The organism is Pseudomonas chlororaphis subsp. chlororaphis, assembly GCF_003945765.1.
Lineage (GTDB): Bacteria > Pseudomonadota > Gammaproteobacteria > Pseudomonadales > Pseudomonadaceae > Aquipseudomonas > Aquipseudomonas chlororaphis.
On sequence record NZ_CP027712.1, the window covers coordinates 2137738 to 2155827 of the forward strand.

Genomic DNA, 18090 nt, shown 5'->3' on the forward strand with positions numbered 1-18090 from the left:
GTTAATTGTGGTGAGTTGTGGCGGGCGGGAGACTGAAGGCCTTTCTTGTGCTGCCGAGTGCCTGTGTCTTGAACATCTCTCCTGCGTTGAAGCTGGTCCTGGCGACCGCCGCGGTCATTCTGTGTTGGGCCTACTCCCCGGTGGGTATCCACATTGGGCTGGAAGGCTACGAGCCTGGCCATCTGGCGTTACTGCGCTTTCTGATTGCCTCGCTGTTCATGGGGGCAATCGCCCTGGTGAAAAGAATCTCCCTACCGCACTGGCGCGATCTGCCCTGGTTGCTGGTGCTGGGCTTTTTCGCCATCGCCCTGCATCACGTCAGCCTCAACTATGGCCAGCAGGGTTTGAGCGCGGGGGCATCCAGTGTGCTGGCGCAGTCGGCACCGATCTTCAGCACCCTGATTGCGTTTTTCTGGTTGAGAGAGCCGGTCAGCGGCTGGCGCTGGGGGTGTGTTGGGCTGGGGTTGCTGGGGGCGGTCGTGGTGGTCTGGGGCGACCAGGGCGTGGCGTCGATCGAGCCCCGCGGATTGCTGGTGCTGCTGGCGGCCTTCTCCTGGGGGCTGTACTTCGTTTTGCAGCGGCGCTATTCGGGGCGTTACGACCCGCTGACCACCGTGTGCTACATGGTCTGGGCCGGCACCTTGCTGTTGAGCCTGTATTGGCCGGGGCTGGCGGTCGCGGTGGTCCAGGCGCCGTGGCGGGTGAACCTGGCGGTATTGCTGCTGGGGCTGTTTCCCAGTGCGTTGGCTTACCTGGCGTGGGCCTATGTGCTGGCGCGGGTCGAAGTCAGCCGCGCATCCATCGCCATGTACCTGATACCGCCGATCGCCATGCTGCTGGCGGCGCTGGTCCTGCATGAACGGGTGCATGGCGCGGTGATCGTGGGGGCGGCGATCGTCCTCGGCAGCGTAATGGCGATGCAGCTGGAGGGGCGCTGGGCGCGGCGCCGCTCCGTACTGCCGGGCACTATCGGCATGGCTCCTGTTCACTCCGGGGTGAGGCAAAACACCCTGAGCCGATGCTCGTCCGGGTCCAGGGCGACGAAGGTGTAGCCGAAGTCCAGGGTGGTCGGGGCCTGGGCAATGTTCACGCCGGATTCGGCCCATTGGCCGTGCAGCAGGTCGACGGTCTGCTTATCGGCCACGGCCAGGGCCAGTTCGCCGCCACCACCGGTGACTTGGGTGGCTGGCTCGACATCCTGTCTGGACCAGAGGCCGAGCTTAAGCCCCGAATCAAGAATGAACAGGGCAAAGGTCGGCGACAGCTCGACCGGTGGCCTGTCCAGCAGGCGGCTGTAAAAGTTGGCGCTGGTGGCGGGGCTGTCGACGTAAAGCAGAAGGTAAGTGCCGGTAGCGATCATCTGGACTCCTGGAGAGGTTGGGCTGCGCACGCCAGCTTAAGGGGCGCCGCTGTCAGTTCCTGTCAGGAGTCATCTGGGGGAAATAAAGAGGAGGCAGGCTATCGGCTTCGATAGATCTGCCTCCTCTGCGTGTTGCTCGGCTCTAAGGCTTGGACAAGGCCAGGTCTACCGCTGCTATCAGCTTTCCCAGGTCCTTCGGGGTGGCTTTGTGAATGACACCGAACAGATACGCCCGCTGTTCGTCTTCGTCGCCCAGATCTGCGAAAAAGGCTTTCAGCTTCACCCCGAGTACATCGGCCAGCAGGAACAGGGCTTCCACACTGGGGGTGTAGGTGCCGGTTTCGAAGCGGCTGATGGTTTTAGGGTCAAAACCGGTTTTTTCGCCTAGTTCAGCCTGAGTAAGCCCCGCTACCTTGCGGTAACGCCTGATGGCTGGACCCAAACTTGAAATTTGCATCGCTCAATTCCCATTTAGAATCAAGAACTTAACGATAAATCTTTGCATTAGGCAACGCCATGATTCATCACCTTGCCTTGCAAAATGTGATGCAATTCGTAGAATCGACGCTTCGGACAGGCATTTGGTGATCTAGTTTCAGAAGATGAACTGATGAAACAAGAACTCATTGCATTTTCCTTGTTCACCAGAATCGAGGGTATGGCGCAGGCGCGAACGTCTCGCTGATGATTGCCAGTGTCCCACCCGCCAAATTCGGCTGATCCCTGACTGATTTTAGTTGATCTTCGTCGATTCGAAGGTCAATGACGGTGCCGATCGCTGTACGGTTGCAATTGCGTCAGGTGGGGCGAGACGGTGCGCCATTTTCCTCGGTCGGCCTCTTGCCGGCTTGTCTGGGCTGGCATTGTCGAATGCTGTCTATGGAGTTTTAACGTGCGTCTGAATGTGCCGGTCACCTCTGTTCAGCAGATACCTTCGGACCAGCAGCCTAAGCCTGCCTGGGTTTGCGAAGTGAGTGAGGATGAACGCCCAAACATCTCTTCCGGGCCTCGTGCCTTGGTCGAGCGGTTCAACCGCTAGCGACAGTGAGCCAGACTCATGGATGAGAAATACCGCAGGGCCGTGGACGCAGCCGCCATTTTTTCCGAGACCGACCTGACCGGCCGGATCACTTACGTCAACGACCAGTTCTGTTCGATTTCCGGCTACAGCCGTGAAGAGCTGCTGGGCGCCAATCACCGGATCCTCGGCTCCGGCCTGCACCCTCCCGAATTTTTCAGCAGCATGTGGCGCACCATTGCCCTGGGCCAGGTCTGGAAGGGCGAGATCTGCAACCGGGCCAAGGATGGGACCTTGTATTGGGTCGACAGCACTGTCGTGCCCTTGCTCGATGAGGCCACTGGTCGGGTCCAGCGTTATGTGGCGATCCGTTTCGATATCAGCGAAAAACGGCGCTTGTTGCACTCGCTGCAATGGCGGGTCGGGCACGATGTGCTGACCGGTTTGCCCAACCGTTCCTTTCTATCCGACCTGCTCAACCAGGCGCTGGACTACTCGCGTAAGGAGAACATTGCGCTGGCGGTGTGCATGCTCGATCTCGACGGCTTCAAGGCGGTCAACGATGGCTACGGGCATGCCAGTGGCGATCTGTTATTGGTGGAGGTAGCGGCACGCCTGCGCTCGATCATTCGCGGCGAAGATGTGGTGGCGCGGCTGGCCGGGGACGAGTTCGTGCTGATCCTGCGTCATGTGCGTGACATTCGCGAGTTGCGGGCGGCGCTGCACCGGGTGCTGGGGGTGATCGCCACGCCTTATCTGATCCAGGACAAGGAGATCAATGTCTGCGCCAGCATCGGCGTCACGCTGTTTCCCGCCGATAACGATGATGCCGACACCTTGCTGCGGCATGCCGACCAGGCGATGTACGTGGCCAAGCAGAGCGGGCGCAATCGCTTCCACTTGTTCGATGTGTCGCGGGACCGCGAGGTCAAGGCCACCCACCAGACAGTGGAGCGAGTCCGGCAGGCGCTGGCGGCCGGCGAGCTGTGCCTGCACTTTCAGCCCAAGGTCAACATGCGCAGCGGCGAGGTGGTGGGTTTCGAGGCGTTGCTGCGTTGGCAGCATCCGCAGCGGGGCATGGTTGCGCCTCGGGAGTTCCTGCCGCTGGTGGAGGAGACCGACCTGATCGTCGATATCGGCGAGTGGGTGATGGAGCAGGTCATGGCCCAGTTGCGGCAATGGCAGTTGGCCGGACAGCGTTGGCCGATCAGTGTCAATATCGCCGCGCGGCATTTCCAGCGGGGGGATTTCGTCGACCGGCTCAAGGCGGTGCTCGAGCGCCATCCGCAGATTGCCCCGCAGTTGCTGGACCTGGAAATCGTCGAGGCGGTGGCGGTGGAGAATCTCCAGCACGTCAGCGCTTGCCTCGAGGCCTGCCAGGCGCTGGGCGTGCAATTCTCCCTGGGGGATTTCGGCACCGGGCATTCGTCGCTGAGCTACCTCAAGCGCTTGCGCACCCAGACCATCAAGATCGACCGCATGTTCGTGCGCGACATGCTGCACGACAAGGGCGATCTGGCGCTGACCCAGGCCCTGATCGGCCTGGCCCGGGCGTTTGACCGGCAGGTAGTGGCCGAAGGCCTGGAAACCATGGAGCACGGCGAGTTGCTGATGTCGCTGGGCTGCGACGTGGCGCAAGGTTATTTCATCGCCCCGCCCATGCCGGCCAGCGAGGTGCCGGGCTGGGTGGCGACCTTCCTGCCGCCGCTGGAGTGGTGTCCGCAGGACGAAGCCGGCTGACAGCTACGGCGCCCCATAGCTTTGCGGGACGCTCTCGGTCGGCCTGCGGCCGGTGTACAGGCCGATGATGTCGTCGATTTCTCCTGACATCTTCATGCGCAACAAGGTGCGTAGCACTCGTTGCACCGGTAGCGCCGGATCGTTGCGGATGACGCAGCCGACCGCTTGTTCCTGGAGGATGGCCACGCCGTGCAACTGCTGGTCGGGTGGCAGGGTCTGATTGAACCAGTCCAGCGTCCATTGGTTGCTCACCGCGTAGCGGTAGCGGCCGGCCCAGAGTTTTTGCAGCACCTGTTCCTGGTTGCGCGCGTCGTCGCGGATCAACTGGCGGCTGTCGAACAAGGGTTGCAGGGAAGGGTAGGTGTAGCTGAGGACGGTGCCGATGGGCTGCGCCGGCAGGTCCCTGGGAATGACCGGGAGCGGGGGCTGCTCGCGGCTGATCAGCAGGTCGCGCTGGACGAACAGCGGGATGCTCCAGATGTAATCGCCGGACGGGTTGGACAGCCAGGACTGGGCGGCATAGCAGCGGATATCGATTTCCCCATGATCCATGGCTGCTTGTACGCGGGCCCGGGCCAGAACATGGAATTCGGCCGGGTTGCCAACCTGGGTGGCGAGGCTGGCCATCAGGTCGTGGAGAATGCCCTGGGTGGGCCGGCCACGTTCGATCTGTACCACGGGCATGGCCCAGCTGTCGGGGATCGAGAAGCGCAGGGCCGGTTCTGCGGCAAAACCATTCATGGCAACCAGCAGAAAGGCGCCCAAGGCTAAACGCATAGAGTCTCCACGCAGGAAAAGGTCACTGACGAGCCCGACAAAGAGCAGCTTAGCCAGATTAGACGAGCGCACCGGATGCAATTTCGCCCTTGCTCCGCTAGCATTACGGGCTTCCGCTTCCCAGTTGCGACGGTTTTCGATGAGTTATCAGGTTCTTGCACGTAAATGGCGTCCGCGCTCGTTCCGCGAAATGGTCGGCCAGACCCATGTGCTCAAGGCTCTGATCAATGCCTTGGACAGCCAGCGGCTGCACCATGCCTATCTGTTTACCGGCACCCGCGGGGTGGGCAAGACCACCATCGCGCGGATCATTGCCAAATGCCTGAACTGTGAAACAGGCATTACTTCCACGCCCTGCGGCACCTGTTCGGTATGCCGCGAGATCGACGAAGGGCGTTTCGTCGACCTGATCGAGATCGACGCCGCGAGCCGGACCAAGGTCGAGGACACGCGCGAGCTGCTGGACAACGTGCAATATGCCCCGAGCCGCGGGCGCTTCAAGGTCTACCTGATCGACGAAGTGCACATGCTGTCCAGCCACTCGTTCAACGCCTTGTTGAAGACCCTGGAAGAGCCGCCGCCCTACGTCAAATTCATTCTGGCGACCACCGACCCGCAGAAACTTCCGGCAACGATTCTTTCGCGCTGCCTGCAGTTCTCCCTGAAGAACATGACCCCGGAGCGAGTGGTCGAGCACCTGACTCACGTGCTGGGCGTCGAGAACGTGCCGTTCGAAGACGACGCGCTGTGGCTGTTGGGCCGCGCCGCCGACGGTTCGATGCGCGATGCCATGAGCCTCACCGACCAGGCCATCGCCTTCGGCGAAGGCAAGGTCATGGCCGCCGATGTGCGGGCGATGCTCGGCACCCTCGATCACGGTCAGGTCTACGATGTCCTGCATGCGCTGATCGACGGCGATGCCAAGGCCTTGCTGGAGGCCGTGCGCCACCTGGCTGAACAGGGCCCGGACTGGAACGGCGTGCTGTCGGAGATTCTCAATGTCCTGCACCGTGTGGCCATTGCCCAGGCCTTGCCGGACGGTGTCGACAACGGTCATGGCGACCGCGATCGGGTGCTGGCTTTGGCCCAGGCGTTGCCGGCCGAAGATGTGCAGTTCTATTACCAGATGGGCCTGATCGGCCGGCGCGACTTGCCGCTGGCGCCGGACCCGCGCGGTGGTTTCGAGATGGTCCTGCTGCGGATGCTGGCCTTCCGGCCAGCGGACTCGGCAGACGCGCCGAGACAGCCGCTAAAGCCAGTGGGGATCAGCCAGGCCACAGTTGATTCCGCCCAATCCGTGGCTGGCGCAGCCGTTGCTGCGCCGGTAGTTGCCGCCGCCGCGCCGGTTGTGGCGCCGGTGGTCGAGGCCACTCCCGTGGCCGTACCTGCCACAGCCCCGGTCGCAACGCCTGCACCTGTTTCTGCGGCGCCGGTGGCGCCTGCACCGCAACCTGTGGTCGAGACGCCGCCAGAGGCAGCGCCTGTCGTCGCCGAAGAGGTGGTCGACCTGCCGTGGAACGACCCGGTCGAACCGGTCGTCGCGCAGCAACCGGCCGTCGAGCCCGTGCTGGAGACCGCCGCGCAGCAGCCTGAGCTGACTCCGATGCCGACCCCGACCCCGGACAGCGTGGTGCCGGATGCGCCGGAATGGGTCAGCGCCCCGGTGCCGGAGCCCAGCGTTGCCGAGGTCGATGCCGCGACACCGGGGATAGACCTGGACGACGAGCCGCCGCTGGACGAAGACTACATCGAGCCGGACATGGATTCGGCCTACAGCTACCTGGACGAACTGGCCAGCGAGCACGCCGCCGATCCCGAGCCGGAACCCGAGCCGTTGCCAGCCGCCCAGCCGGCCACCGGCCTGGCGCTGGAGTGGCTGGAGCTGTTCCCGAAGCTGCCGATTTCCGGGATGACGGCGAGCATTGCCGCCAACTGCACCTTGATCGCCGCCGAGGGCGACAACTGGTTGCTGCACCTGGACCCGGCCCACAGCGCCCTGTTCAACGCCACCCAGCAGCGGCGCCTGAACGACGCCCTGAACCAGTACCACCAGCGCACGCTGACGGTGAGCATCGAGCTGATCAAGCCCGAGCAGGAGACCCCGGCCCAGGCCGCGTCGCGCCGCCGGGCCAATCGCCAGCGCGAGGCCGAGGAGTCGATCCACGGCGATCCGTTCATCCAGCAGATGGTGCGGGAGTTCGGCGCGGTGGTCCGTCACGATACTATTGAACCTGTCGAGGCCCTGGTCAGCCAGGGTTAATAACTGAAGGGCGCCGGGCCTTGAGGCCGGGCGCTGTTTTTATCCAAGTACTTTGAGGTGATTCCCATGATGAAAGGTGGCATGGCCGGCCTGATGAAGCAGGCGCAGCAGATGCAGGAAAAGATGGCCAAGATGCAGGAAGAGCTGGCCAACGCCGAAGTCACCGGCAAGGCGGGTGGCGATATGGTCACCGTGGTCATGACCGGTCGTCACGATATCAAGCGCGTGAGCATCGACCCAAGCCTGCTGGAAGGCGTCAGCGAAGATGACCGCGAAGTGCTGGAAGATCTGTTCGCCGCCGCCGTCAACGACGCCGTGCGCAAGATCGAAGCCAACAGCCAGGACAAGATGTCCGGCGTGACCGCTGGCATGCAACTGCCACCAGGTATGAAGCTGCCGTTCTGATTCGCACCCGCGCATCGGTTGGACTTGAAAATGCCAGGCATCGCGCCTGGCATTTTTGTTTGTGGCGCCTGTAGCCGCTGCCGCAGGTGAGGGTAGGAGAAACATCGAACGCCGATCGCAGTACGATGGTCTGCACTCTGTATGGCCCGATTCAATTCTCGATAAGGAGTTGCTCTGATGTCGCAAGCATTGACCCTCAACCAGCGCATTGTTCTGGCCTCCCGGCCCCAGGGCGCGCCCGTGCCGGAAAACTTCCGCCTGGAGCGGGTGGCGCTGCCGGACCTGGCGGATGGCCAGGTGCTGCTCAAGACCCTTTACCTGTCGCTGGACCCTTATATGCGCGGACGCATGAGTGATGCGCCGTCCTACGCCGCCCCGGTGCAAATCAACGAAGTGATGACCGGCGGCGCGGTGAGCCGGGTCGAGCGCTCGCTGAATCCGAAATTCCAGGAGGGCGACCTGGTGGTGGGCGCCACCGGATGGCAGAGCCACAGCATTTGCGACGGGCGTAACCTGATACCGATGCCGGCGGGTTTGCCCAGCCCTTCGATGGCCCTGGGCGTGCTGGGTATGCCGGGCATGACCGCCTACATGGGCCTGATGGACATCGGCCAGCCCAAGGCCGGGGAAACCCTGGTGGTGGCCGCGGCGTCGGGCGCCGTGGGCTCGGTGGTGGGGCAGGTGGCCAAGATCAAGGGGCTGCGGGCGGTCGGTGTGGCGGGCGGTGCCGACAAGTGCCGCTATGTGGTCGAGGAGCTGGGGTTCGATGCCTGTATCGACCACCACAGCCCGAATTTTGCCGACCAGCTGGCGCAGGCCTGCTCCGAGGGCGTGGACATCTACTTTGAAAACGTCGGCGGCAAAGTGTTCGATGCGGTGCTGCCGTTGCTCAACCCCAAGGCGCGGATTCCGCTGTGCGGGCTGATCGCCCAGTACAACGCTCAGGAGTTGCCGCCAGGACCTGATCGCTTGCCACTGTTGCAGCGTCAGCTGTTGACCAAGCGCGTGCGCATCCAGGGGTTTATCGTGTTCGACGACTACGGCGATCGGCAGCCGGAGTTTGTCAGCGCCATGGCGCCCTGGGTGCTGCAGGGCAAGGTCAAGTTCAAGGAGGATGTGGTAGACGGCCTGGAGCACGCGCCGCAAGCCTTCATCGGGCTGCTGGAAGGGCGCAACTTCGGCAAGCTGGTGGTGCGGGTCGCCCCGGACTGAGCATTTGACGCTAATCGGAGGCGCGGGTATAAACCGCGTCTCGTCGTTTTGTCGGACCTTTACCCATGAGCTTCAGCCCCCTGATTCGCCAACTGATCGATGCCCTGCGCACTTTGCCGGGCGTGGGTCAGAAAACCGCCCAGCGCATGGCCTTGCAGCTGCTGGAGCGCGACCGCAGCGGCGGTACGCGATTGGCCCAGGCGCTGAGTCAGGCCATGGAGGGCGTCGGCCACTGCCGCCTGTGCCGCACCCTGACCGAGGACGACCTGTGCCCGCAATGCGCCGATCCACGGCGCGACGACACGCTGTTGTGCGTGGTCGAAGGGCCGATGGATGTCTACGCGGTGGAGCAGACCGGTTATCGCGGTCGCTATTTCGTGCTCAAAGGCCACCTGTCGCCTCTCGACGGCCTGGGCCCGGAAGCCATCGGCATTCCCCAGCTGCTGGCGCGGATCGAAGAGCAAGGCAGTTTCACCGAGGTGATCCTGGCCACCAACCCGACGGTGGAAGGCGAGGCGACCGCCCATTACATTGCCCAGCTATTGACCAACAAAGGCCTGATCACCTCGCGTATCGCCCATGGCGTGCCCCTGGGTGGCGAGCTGGAACTGGTGGACGGCGGCACCCTGGCGCACTCGTTTGCCGGGCGCAAGCCGATCGCGCTGTAAGTGTTTCGGCTGTGAGCAAAAAACTACTGTAGGAGCGAGCTTGCTCGCGATGGCCGCCCGACCTGGCGCGCCGCGTCGCCTGCATCGCCAGCAAGCTGGCTCCTGCAGGGCGTTTCGTGCGGTCCTTCTTGAAAACCAAGCAAGCGCTAGGTAAGTTTCCTCAACCTTCAGAGGAGCTTGCCGATGTCTGCCTGCCAGGAATACTTCGACCCTAGCCATCAGTTGGTCCGCGACAGCGTTCGACGTTTCGTCGAGCGGGAAATCCTCCCGGACATCGATCAGTGGGAGGAGGCGCAAGGCTTCCCCCGCGAGCTGTACCTCAAGGCTGGCGCAGCCGGCATCCTCGGTATCGGCTATCCCGAGGCCCTGGGGGTAGTCACGAGGGCGACCTGTTCGCCAAGATCGCCGCCAGCGAGGAGCTGATGCGCTGTGGCTCCGGCGGCCTGGTGGCGGGCCTGGGTTCGCTGGACATCGGTTTGCCGCCGATCGTCAAATGGGCGCGGCCTGAGGTTCGCGAGCGGGTGGTGCCACAGGTACTGGCGGGGGAGAAGATCAGCGCCCTGGCGGTCACCGAGCCCGGCGGCGGTTCGGACGTGGCCAATCTGCAGACCCGGGCGCTGCGTGACGGCGACTTCTACCGTGTCAGCGGCAGCAAGACCTTTATCACCAGTGGCGTGCGCGCCGATTTCTACACCGTGGCGGTGCGTACCGGCGAGCCCGGTTTCGGCGGCATCAGCCTGCTGCTGATCGACAAGGGCACACCGGGATTCACCGTCGGCCGGCAACTGAAGAAGATGGGCTGGTGGGCGTCGGATACCGCCGAGCTGTTTTTCGACGATTGCCGAGTGCCGGCCAGTCATTTGATCGGGGTCGAGAACATGGGCTTCGCCTGCATCATGGGCAACTTCCAGAGCGAGCGCCTGGCGCTGGCGCTAATGGCCAACATGACCGCTCAGCTGGCGCTGGAAGAGAGCCTGAAGTGGGCCCGGGAGCGTGAGGCCTTCGGCAAGCCCATCGGCAAGTTCCAGGTGATCAAGCATCGCCTGGCGGAGATGGCGACCGCGCTGGAAGTGTCCCGCGAATTCACTTATCGCCAGGCGGCGAAGATGGCGGCGGGCCAGAGTGTGATTAAGGAGATTTCCATGGCCAAGAACTTCGCCACCGATACCGCCGACCGCATCACCCACGATGCCGTGCAGATTCTCGGCGGGCTGGGTTACATGCGCGAAAGCCTGGTGGAGCGGCTGTATCGCGACAACCGCATCCTGTCCATCGGCGGCGGCACCCGGGAAGTGATGAACGAAATCATCAGCAAGCAGATGGGGTTGTAGGCCAGCGGAAGGCGTGGGGCGCCATCTCTGTAGGAGCGAAGCTTGCTCGCGATAGCGCCGGCCCTGACAACCCAAGTGGCGGCGATTTAACGCTCGCTCAACGAGAACTGCGTCAGGCAGAAGGTTGGAATGTCCATGTCTCGCAGGCGTTGCGAGCCGCCCAGCTCAGGCAGGTCGATGATGGCGGCGGCCTCGTAGACTGTTGCCCCCATGCGGCGCACCAGGTTGGCTGCGGCTATCAAGGTACCGCCGGTGGCGATCAGGTCATCGAACATCAGCACTGAATCGCCTTCGCACAGGCTGTCGGCATGCACTTCCAGGAAGGCTTCGCCGTATTCGGTCTGGTATCCCTCGGCAAGCACATCGGCCGGCAGCTTGCCTTGCTTGCGGAACAGGATCAGCGGTTTGTTCAGCTGGTAGGCGATGATCGAGCCGATCAGGAAGCCGCGGGCATCCATGGCACCGACGTGAGTGAAGTCTTCTTCGACATAACGCTGGGCAAAGGTGTCGGCGACCAGGCGCAAGGCCTTGGGCGATTGGAACAGGGGAGTGATGTCACGGAAGATCACGCCCGGCTTGGGGAAGTCGATGACTGGGCGGATCAGGGATTTGATGTCGAAGGAGTCGAAGGCCATCGTGGCGGTGTCCTGGCGGGCATGAAGTGGAGCGCGCCAGTATAGCCCCGCCCGAGCCGCTTGGCTCGGGCGAGGGGCTCTGCCTCAGCCCTCCAGGGAACCGCCGGCGAGGGCGCACAGCTGGATAGGGTCGAGAATGTGCACCTCTTTGCCTTCGGCGGCGATCAGCGCGTTCTGCTGGAAGCGGGTGAACACCCGGGACACGGTTTCCACCGCCAGGCCCAGATAGTTGCCGATCTCGTTACGCGACATGCTCAAGCGGAACTGGTTGGCCGAGAAGCCACGGGCGCGGAAGCGTGCCGACAGGTTGACCAGGAAGGTGGCGATGCGCTCGTCGGCGGTCTTTTTCGACAGCAACAGCATCATCTGCTGGTCGTCGCGGATCTCGCGGCTCATCACCCGCATCAGCTGGCGGCGCAGTTGGGGCAACTGCAGGGCCAGTTCGTCGAGGCGTTCGAAGGGGATTTCACAGACCGACGTGGTTTCCAGGGCCTGGGCGGAAACCGGGTGGATCTCGGTGTCCATGCCGGACAGGCCGACCAGTTCGCTGGGCAGGTGGAAACCGGTGATCTGTTCTTCGCCGCCGTCGCTGAGGCTGAAGGTCTTCAGGGCACCGGAGCGCACTGCATAGACTGAGTCGAAGGCGTCGCCCTGGCGAAACAGGAACTCGCCTTTTTTCAGGGGGCGGCCGCGTTTAACGATTTCGTCCAGCGCATCCATGTCTTCCAGATTCAGAGAAAGTGGCAGGCAGAGGGGGGCCAGGCTGCAATCCTTGCAATGGGCCTGGTTATGAGCGCGCAGTTTTACTGGCTCGGACATTCAATAGAATCCTTGTGGGAAAACACACATAAGCCGTAAGGGTAACTCACGGGAGGAGGTTCCGGCCAGTCCGTGCCGTATTGGCGCTTAGTCGTAAAGCTGTCCGTTTGTAGCTTCCAGGCCACTGCGGGAAAATGCGCTCGTGCAGTCCATTCAGGGTATTTCCAGCGCTGACCGTCACTTGCAGCCGCCGATTATCCCAGCGTCAAGTATCAGGCTTGTTTGCGCCTTGTCTGTCCCGACAGTTTTTGCCCGCAGCCTGCGACAAGTTGCCGCACCGAGCGGTCAGCTCGCGGCTCATGACGCCCTAGATGACCCGGGAAAAACGCTGTCGATTCTGTTGCTCCAGATACGTGTCGAACACCATGCACACCGAACGCACCAGCAGGCGCCCGGCAGGCAGCACTTCAATGCCTTCGTTGCTCAGCTTGATCAGGCCGTCTTCGGCCATGGCTTGCAGTTGCGGCCAGAGGTCGCCGAAGTAACCGCGAAAGTCGATGTTGAACTGCTGCTCGATGGCCTCGAAGTCGAGGCTGAAATTGCAGATCAACTGCTGGATCACCGCGCGCCTGACGCGGTCGTCCTGATTGCACACCAGGCCGCGGCTGGTGGCCAGTTGCGCGCCACCCAGCAAATTCTGGTACTGGGTCAGGTCACTGCTGTTCTGGCAGTACAGGTCGCCGATCTGGCTGATGGCCGAGACGCCCAGGCCGATCAGGTCGCAGTGGCCATGGGTGGTGTAGCCCTGGAAATTGCGTTGCAGGGTCGACTCTTCCTGGGCGATCGCCAGTTCGTCGTCGGGCAGGGCGAAATGGTCCATGCCGATGTAGCGGTAGCCCGCAGCCGTCAGCTGTTCGATGGTGCGCTGCAGCATCTGCAGTTTTTCCGCCGGTTCCGGCAGCTCGTGGCTGTTGATCCGCCGTTGCGGCATGAAGCGCTCCGGCAGGTGGGCATAGTTGAACACCGACAGCCGGTCCGGCTGCAGGTTGATGACTTCCTCGACGGTGCGGGCGAAGTTGTCCGGTGTCTGTTTTGGCAGGCCGTAGATCAGGTCGATGTTGATCGAGCGAAATTGCAGGGTGCGCGCCGCTTCGATCACCGCCCGGGTTTCTTCCAGGCTCTGCAGGCGATTGACCGCGCGCTGTACCGCCGGGTCGAGGTCCTGCAGGCCGATGCTGACCCGGTTGAAGCCCAGCTCGCGCAGCAGGCCCATGGTCGACCAGTCGGCTTCGCGGGGGTCGATCTCGATGCCGTAGTCGCCCGAATCGTCGTCCAGCAGGTTGAAGTGCTGGCGCAGGTGGCTCATCAGTTGCCGCAGTTCGTCGTGGCTGAGAAAGGTCGGGGTGCCGCCGCCGAAGTGCAGTTGCTCGACCTTCTGCCCTGGGTCGAGATGGCAGGCGATCAGCTGGATTTCCTGTTCCAGGCGCTGCAGGTAGGGCAGGGCGCGCCCGCGATCCTTGGTGATGACCTTGTTGCAGGCGCAGTAGTAGCAGATGTTCGCGCAGAACGGCACGTGCACGTACAGCGACAGCGGGCGTAGCGCCTTGCGGCTCTCGCGCAGGGCGTGGAGCAGGTCGAAGGTGCCCACCTGGCTGTGGAATTGCACAGCGGTGGGGTAGGAGGTGTAGCGCGGTCCCGCCAGGTCGTAACGGCGGATCAGATCGGTGTCCCAACGAATGGCGTCGAGCATGCGGGAATTCCCCCGGTAGGCAGGCAGTGTTCGCGAGTCTAGGGGGTTAGCGCCCGGGCCATCTTGATTTGCATCAAGGCTGGCGGGGCGCGGAGCCTGTCATACGAGTCTTGTGTCGGCGCTGCCGAAGGGCGGAGGCAGCGGGAAGGGTTGCCTCAGTGCCCCATCAACCAATGCTGATGCGGACCGGGCAAGGTCCAGATGCCGAACAGGATCACCAGCAGGCCACCGGCCATGCGCACGCTGCGCCGACGCAGCAGCGCGGTGACCCGTTCCGCTGCGAGCCCGGTCGCCAGCAGCACCGGCCAGGTACCCAGGCCGAAGGCCAGCATCAGCAAGGCGCTGTCGAGGGCATTGCCCTGGCTGGCGGACCACAGCAGGGTGCTGTAGACCAGGCCGCACGGCAGCCAGCCCCAGAGCGCGCCCAGCAGCAAGGCGCGTGGCAGGCTCGACACCGGCAGCAGGCGGTTGGCCACCGGCTGTATATGGCGCCACAGGCCGCGTCCGAGGCTTTCGATGCGGGTCAGGCCGCTCCACCAGCCGGCCAGGTACAGGCCCATGGCAATCAGCAGCAGGCCGGCCAGCACGCGCATGGCCATGGCCGCCGGGCTGCTGGCCACGGCCCAGCCGGCCAGGCCGATCAGCAGGCCCGCGGTGGCATAGCTGAGGATGCGTCCCAGGTTGTAGGCCAGCAGCAGGCGAAAACGCCGGCTGCGCTGCTCCGGGGGAATGGCCAGGGTCAGGGCGCCCATCAGGCCGCCGCACATGCCCAGGCAGTGACCGCCGCCGAGCAGGCCGAGAATCACCGCGGAAACCAGCAGCGGTGCCAGCTCAAGCATGGGGCGGCGCCTGGTCTTTGTGTGGTGGCTGCTCGGCCGTCGGTGAGCCCTTGACCTCGTCGACCGCGGCGGTGTGCTTGGGGTCCTGGTCGTCGAACAGAATGCTGTGGGCGGGGCCGTCGAGGTCGTCGTACTGACCGCTGTCGACCGCCCAGAAGAAGATGTAGATGGCGATGGCCACGATCAGCAGCGCCGCCGGGATCATCACGTAGAGAGCTGGCATGGGTAGGCTCCATGCCCGCGCGGCTCAGGCCGGCAGCGGGCGGGTTTGGGTCGTGGCCTCGGCCTGGGGCTGGCCCGGCAGGCGAGTCAGGCGCAGGGCATTGAGCACCACGGTCAACGAACTGATGGACATGCCGATGGCGGCCCATACCGGAGTGATCCAGCCGAGGGCGGCGAACGGCAGCATGAGGCCATTGTACAGCCCGGCCCACAGCAGGTTCTCGATGATTATCCGACGCGTGCGGCGGGCCAGGCCGAAGGCCTGCACCAGCGCATCCAGGCGGTTGGACAGCAGCACCGCATCGGCGCTGGTCTTGGCCAGGTCGGTGGCCGAGCCCATGGCCACGCTGATATCGGCGGCGGCCAGCACCGGCACATCGTTGACCCCGTCGCCGAGCATCAGCACTTTGCGGCCCTGGCGATGCAGTTGTTGCAGCACCTGCAGCTTGTCGTCGGGACGCAGGCCGCCGCGGGCTTCGTCGATGCCCAGTTCGGCGGCGACGCTGGCGACCATCGGCGAGCTGTCGCCCGAGAGCAGCAGGGTGTTCCAGCCGCGCGCCTTGCAGGCGGCCAGCAGTGCCGGAGCATCGCTGCGCAGGCGATCGTCGAGGACCAGCCAGGCCAGCGGCCCTCGGCTATCGCCCAGCAGCAGCCATTGGCCGGCTTCGTCCGGCATCGCCGGGACCGCACAGGCGCTGAGCTCGCAGACGAAGGCGGGCTGGCCAATGCGCAGACGCTGTTCGCCCACCAGCCCTTCCAGGCCCAGCCCGGGCATGCTCAGCACTTCTTCCGCGGCCAGCGGCGCACGGCCGAAGGCCCGGGCAATCGGGTGTTCGGAGCGGTTTTCCAGGGCGGCGGCCAGGCCCAGGCACTGCTGGCTGTCGAGGTCGCCCACAGGAAGAATCGAGCGCAAGGCCAGGCGCCCCTCGGTGAGGGTGCCGGTCTTGTCGAAAATCACCGTGTCGATCTGGTTCAGGCCTTCGAGTACATGGCCGCGGGTCAGCAGCAGGCCGAGTTTGTGCAGGGTGCCGGTGGCGGCAGTGAGCGCGGTCGGGGTGGCCAGGGACAGCGCACAGGGGCAGGTGGCGACCAGCATGGCCAGGACGATCCAGAAGGCTCGGGAGGCGTCCAGCTGCCACCAGAGCAGGCCGATGGCGCCCGCGGCGATCAGGGAGAACAGCAGGAACCATTGGGCGGCGCGGTCGGCGATCTCCGCCAGGCGCGGTTTTTCCGCCTGGGCCCGGTCCAGCAGGCGGACGATGGCCGACAGGCGCGTGTCCTGCCCCAGGGCCAGGACCTCCACGGTCAGCGCGCCCTCGACGTTGAGGGTACCGGCGGTGACCGCATCGCCGATATTGCGCGGTTGCGGCAGGTATTCACCGGTGAGCAGGGATTCGTCGATGCTCGACTGGCCATCGAGGATCTTGCCGTCGGCCGGCAGGATGGCGCCGGGATGCACCAGCACCTGGTCGCCCAGGTGCAGTTCGCTGAGCAGGATGCGTTCGCTCTGGCCGTCGGCGCCCAGGCGCAGGCACGAGGCCGGCAGCAGGTTCACCAGTTGCGCGGTAGCGGCGGCGGTGCGTTCGCGGGCACGGCGTTCCAGGTAGCGCCCGGCCAACAGGAACAGGGCGAACATGCCCACGGCATCGAAGTACAGCTCGCCGACGCCAGTGATCGAGGTCCAGATCCCGGCGATGTAGGCGGCGCCAATCGCCAGCGATACGGAAACGTCCATGGTCAGGTGGCGGGTGCGCAGGTCGCGCAGGGCGCCCTTGAAAAACGGCGCGCAGCTGTAGAACACGATCGGCGTGGTGAGAAACAACGCGATCCAGCGCAGGATGGTGTGCAGCTCGGGGCTCAGGTCGATATTGAATTCCGGCCAGGTGGCCATGGTCGCCATCATCGCCTGGAACCACAGCAGCCCGGCCACGCCCAGCTGGCGCAGGGCCAGGCGGTTTTCACTGGCCAGTTGCTCGGAAGCACGGTCGGCCTGATAGGGGTGCGCGGCGTAGCCGATCAGGCGCAGCTCGCTGAGCACCTGGCTCAGTGGCAACTGGCTGTCGGCCCAGCGCACATGCAGGCGATGGTTGGACAGGTTCAGCCGCGCCTCGGCCACCGCCGGCAGGCTGCGCAGGTGTTTCTCGATCAGCCAGCCACAGGCGGCGCAGCTGATGCCTTCCATCAGCAGGGTGGTTTCGGCCAGCTCGCCCTCATGCCGGACGAAGGGTTGCTGCACGTCCGCCCGGTCGTACAGCGCCAGTTCGTCCACCAGTTGCACCGGCAGCGCCTCCGGGTTGGCCGAGGCTTCGCTGCGATGGCTGTAATAGCTCTCCAGGCCGCCGGCGACTATGGCTTCGGCCACCGCCTGGCAGCCCGGGCAGCAGAACTCGCGGGGAGCGCCGAGCACGACGGCGGTGAAGCGGCTGCCGGCGGGAACGGGCAGGGCGCAGTGGTAGCAGGGCAGTGGCGTGGTCATCGCGGGTCTTTGTTCCAGGGGCGGACCTCATCGCCGGCAGGCCGCTGCCTGGGAAGCAGCAGCCTGCCGGCGATGTTCGGAGGGCGCTTACTTGTCCAGGTGTTCCGCGCCTTGCAGCGGTTCGTCACCCAGCAGCAGGTCCTTGTCGTGGCTGACCTGTTCCTCTTCGAACATGCGCCAGGTCTTGTCGCCCTCGACACCCAGCAGTTCGACAAACCGGCGGCCATCGACCTTGTCGTTCAACTGGCCAATGTAGCGGCCTTGTTCGGTTTCGCTGCGGGCGAGGGTGATCTTGCGGTCTTTTTCCGGCTGGGTCGGCGAGATCAGGTTCAGCTCCAGGGTGGTGGGCGCGCTGTTGCCGCTCAGGCGCAGGTTGACTTCGCCGGTGAGGTCATCCAAGTGCACGCTGGCGCGCAGTTGCAGGGTCTGGGCCAGCAGCTCGCGGTCCAGGGAGCGGTTGATGCCTTTGCCGGCCTCGTAGTAGTTGTCGTTGACCAGGTTGTCCGGGTTGTTCACCGCGATGGTCACCATGGACAGGGTCAAGGTCACCGAGCAGGCCAGGATACCGATGATGATCCAGGGCCAGAGGTGCTTGTACCAGGGGCTTGTGGCGGTCGCTGCGGGCATGATGACTTCTC

General features: G+C 64.2%; 16 protein-coding genes and 1 pseudogene. 7 read left to right on the forward strand and 10 right to left on the reverse strand.

Annotation, left to right across the window (positions count from 1 at the left end; translation table 11 throughout):
* Window positions 1-68: 68 nt before the first annotated feature.
* A complete protein-coding gene (locus C4K27_RS09745) occupies window positions 69-1052 on the forward strand; it encodes a DMT family transporter (RefSeq protein WP_053260603.1) in 984 nt (327 codons plus the stop codon).
* Here the strand turns inward: C4K27_RS09745 and C4K27_RS09750 are convergent.
* Window positions 986-1360: a VOC family protein gene (locus C4K27_RS09750; RefSeq protein WP_053260280.1), complete on the reverse strand. Its 375-nt coding sequence runs from the start codon at window positions 1358-1360 to the stop codon at window positions 986-988. The two genes, C4K27_RS09745 and C4K27_RS09750, sit on opposite strands and share 67 nt — an antisense overlap.
* A 142-nt stretch (window positions 1361-1502) precedes the next feature.
* Window positions 1503-1817 (reverse strand): helix-turn-helix domain-containing protein, encoded by a 315-nt coding sequence (locus C4K27_RS09755; RefSeq protein WP_007922376.1) that lies wholly within the window; start codon window positions 1815-1817, stop codon window positions 1503-1505.
* 600 nt (window positions 1818-2417) lie between these two features.
* Between C4K27_RS09755 and C4K27_RS09760 the strand changes: the two genes are divergently transcribed.
* Window positions 2418-4118 carry a putative bifunctional diguanylate cyclase/phosphodiesterase gene (locus tag C4K27_RS09760; protein WP_053260281.1) on the forward strand — a complete coding sequence of 567 codons (1701 nt, stop codon included), beginning with the start codon at window positions 2418-2420 and terminating at the stop codon, window positions 4116-4118.
* 3 nt (window positions 4119-4121) lie between these two features.
* Here the strand turns inward: C4K27_RS09760 and C4K27_RS09765 are convergent, their stop codons facing one another.
* Window positions 4122-4895: a substrate-binding periplasmic protein gene (locus C4K27_RS09765; RefSeq protein ID WP_053260282.1), complete on the reverse strand. Its 774-nt coding sequence runs from the start codon at window positions 4893-4895 to the stop codon at window positions 4122-4124.
* 139 nt (window positions 4896-5034) lie between these two features.
* On the opposite strand from C4K27_RS09765, the gene dnaX reads away from it, so the two are divergent.
* From dnaX to C4K27_RS09790, 5 genes and pseudogenes are all read left to right on the forward strand, one after another.
* Window positions 5035-7155: a DNA polymerase III subunit gamma/tau gene (gene dnaX / locus C4K27_RS09770; RefSeq protein WP_053260283.1), complete on the forward strand. Its 2121-nt coding sequence runs from the start codon at window positions 5035-5037 to the stop codon at window positions 7153-7155.
* A 66-nt stretch (window positions 7156-7221) separates the two neighbouring features.
* Entirely contained in the window at window positions 7222-7560 is a 339-nt protein-coding gene (locus tag C4K27_RS09775) for a YbaB/EbfC family nucleoid-associated protein (protein ID WP_007922383.1), read from the forward strand.
* 177 nt (window positions 7561-7737) lie between these two features.
* Window positions 7738-8772 carry an NADPH-dependent curcumin/dihydrocurcumin reductase gene (locus C4K27_RS09780; protein WP_053260284.1) on the forward strand — a complete coding sequence of 345 codons (1035 nt, stop codon included), beginning with the start codon at window positions 7738-7740 and terminating at the stop codon, window positions 8770-8772.
* 65 nt (window positions 8773-8837) lie between these two features.
* Window positions 8838-9440 carry a recombination mediator RecR gene (gene recR / locus C4K27_RS09785; protein WP_007922386.1) on the forward strand — a complete coding sequence of 201 codons (603 nt, stop codon included), beginning with the start codon at window positions 8838-8840 and terminating at the stop codon, window positions 9438-9440.
* Window positions 9441-9623: 183 nt separating this feature from the next.
* Window positions 9624-10771, forward strand: a pseudogene (locus tag C4K27_RS09790) (acyl-CoA dehydrogenase family protein).
* Window positions 10772-10857: 86 nt separating this feature from the next.
* Here the strand turns inward: C4K27_RS09790 and C4K27_RS09795 are convergent.
* The 7 genes from C4K27_RS09795 to C4K27_RS09825 form a co-directional block, all read right to left on the reverse strand.
* The gene (locus C4K27_RS09795) at window positions 10858-11406 is read right to left on the reverse strand and encodes an adenine phosphoribosyltransferase (RefSeq protein ID WP_053260285.1); all 549 of its coding nucleotides are present in this window, start codon (window positions 11404-11406) and stop codon (window positions 10858-10860) included.
* An 84-nt stretch (window positions 11407-11490) separates the two neighbouring features.
* Window positions 11491-12225: a fumarate/nitrate reduction transcriptional regulator Fnr gene (gene fnr, locus C4K27_RS09800; RefSeq protein ID WP_009042954.1), complete on the reverse strand. Its 735-nt coding sequence runs from the start codon at window positions 12223-12225 to the stop codon at window positions 11491-11493.
* A 307-nt stretch (window positions 12226-12532) separates the two neighbouring features.
* Window positions 12533-13915, reverse strand: coding sequence for an oxygen-independent coproporphyrinogen III oxidase (hemN, locus tag C4K27_RS09805; protein WP_053260286.1), 1383 nt, complete (start codon window positions 13913-13915; stop codon window positions 12533-12535).
* Between the two features lie 155 nt (window positions 13916-14070).
* Entirely contained in the window at window positions 14071-14754 is a 684-nt protein-coding gene (locus C4K27_RS09810) for a sulfite exporter TauE/SafE family protein (RefSeq protein ID WP_007922394.1), read from the reverse strand.
* On the reverse strand, window positions 14747-14977 hold the full coding sequence (gene ccoS / locus C4K27_RS09815) for a cbb3-type cytochrome oxidase assembly protein CcoS (protein WP_053260287.1): 231 nt from the start codon (window positions 14975-14977) through the stop codon (window positions 14747-14749). The genes C4K27_RS09810 and ccoS overlap by 8 nt, the downstream gene beginning before the upstream one ends.
* A 24-nt stretch (window positions 14978-15001) precedes the next feature.
* Entirely contained in the window at window positions 15002-17452 is a 2451-nt protein-coding gene (locus C4K27_RS09820; protein WP_053260288.1) for a heavy metal translocating P-type ATPase, read from the reverse strand.
* Window positions 17453-17539: 87 nt separating this feature from the next.
* Entirely contained in the window at window positions 17540-18079 is a 540-nt protein-coding gene (locus tag C4K27_RS09825; protein WP_053260289.1) for a FixH family protein, read from the reverse strand.
* Window positions 18080-18090 lie beyond the last annotated feature (11 nt).

Bases quoted from the DNA above. Each gene is read 5' to 3' on its own strand.
- C4K27_RS09750 (WP_053260280.1), bottom strand. From the start codon at position 1,360: ATGATCGCTACCGGCACTTACCTTCTGCTTTACGTCGACAGCCCCGCC.
- C4K27_RS09755 (WP_007922376.1), bottom strand. From the start codon at position 1,817: ATGCAAATTTCAAGTTTGGGTCCAGCCATCAGGCGTTACCGCAAGGTA.
- C4K27_RS09760 (WP_053260281.1), top strand. From the start codon at position 2,418: ATGGATGAGAAATACCGCAGGGCCGTGGACGCAGCCGCCATTTTTTCC.
- C4K27_RS09765 (WP_053260282.1), bottom strand. From the start codon at position 4,895: ATGCGTTTAGCCTTGGGCGCCTTTCTGCTGGTTGCCATGAATGGTTTT.
- dnaX (WP_053260283.1), top strand. From the start codon at position 5,035: ATGAGTTATCAGGTTCTTGCACGTAAATGGCGTCCGCGCTCGTTCCGC.
- C4K27_RS09775 (WP_007922383.1), top strand. From the start codon at position 7,222: ATGATGAAAGGTGGCATGGCCGGCCTGATGAAGCAGGCGCAGCAGATG.
- C4K27_RS09780 (WP_053260284.1), top strand. From the start codon at position 7,738: ATGTCGCAAGCATTGACCCTCAACCAGCGCATTGTTCTGGCCTCCCGG.
- recR (WP_007922386.1), top strand. From the start codon at position 8,838: ATGAGCTTCAGCCCCCTGATTCGCCAACTGATCGATGCCCTGCGCACT.
- C4K27_RS09795 (WP_053260285.1), bottom strand. From the start codon at position 11,406: ATGGCCTTCGACTCCTTCGACATCAAATCCCTGATCCGCCCAGTCATC.
- fnr (WP_009042954.1), bottom strand. From the start codon at position 12,225: ATGTCCGAGCCAGTAAAACTGCGCGCTCATAACCAGGCCCATTGCAAG.
- hemN (WP_053260286.1), bottom strand. From the start codon at position 13,915: ATGCTCGACGCCATTCGTTGGGACACCGATCTGATCCGCCGTTACGAC.
- C4K27_RS09810 (WP_007922394.1), bottom strand. From the start codon at position 14,754: ATGCTTGAGCTGGCACCGCTGCTGGTTTCCGCGGTGATTCTCGGCCTG.
- ccoS (WP_053260287.1), bottom strand. From the start codon at position 14,977: ATGCCAGCTCTCTACGTGATGATCCCGGCGGCGCTGCTGATCGTGGCC.
- C4K27_RS09820 (WP_053260288.1), bottom strand. From the start codon at position 17,452: ATGACCACGCCACTGCCCTGCTACCACTGCGCCCTGCCCGTTCCCGCC.
- C4K27_RS09825 (WP_053260289.1), bottom strand. From the start codon at position 18,079: ATGCCCGCAGCGACCGCCACAAGCCCCTGGTACAAGCACCTCTGGCCC.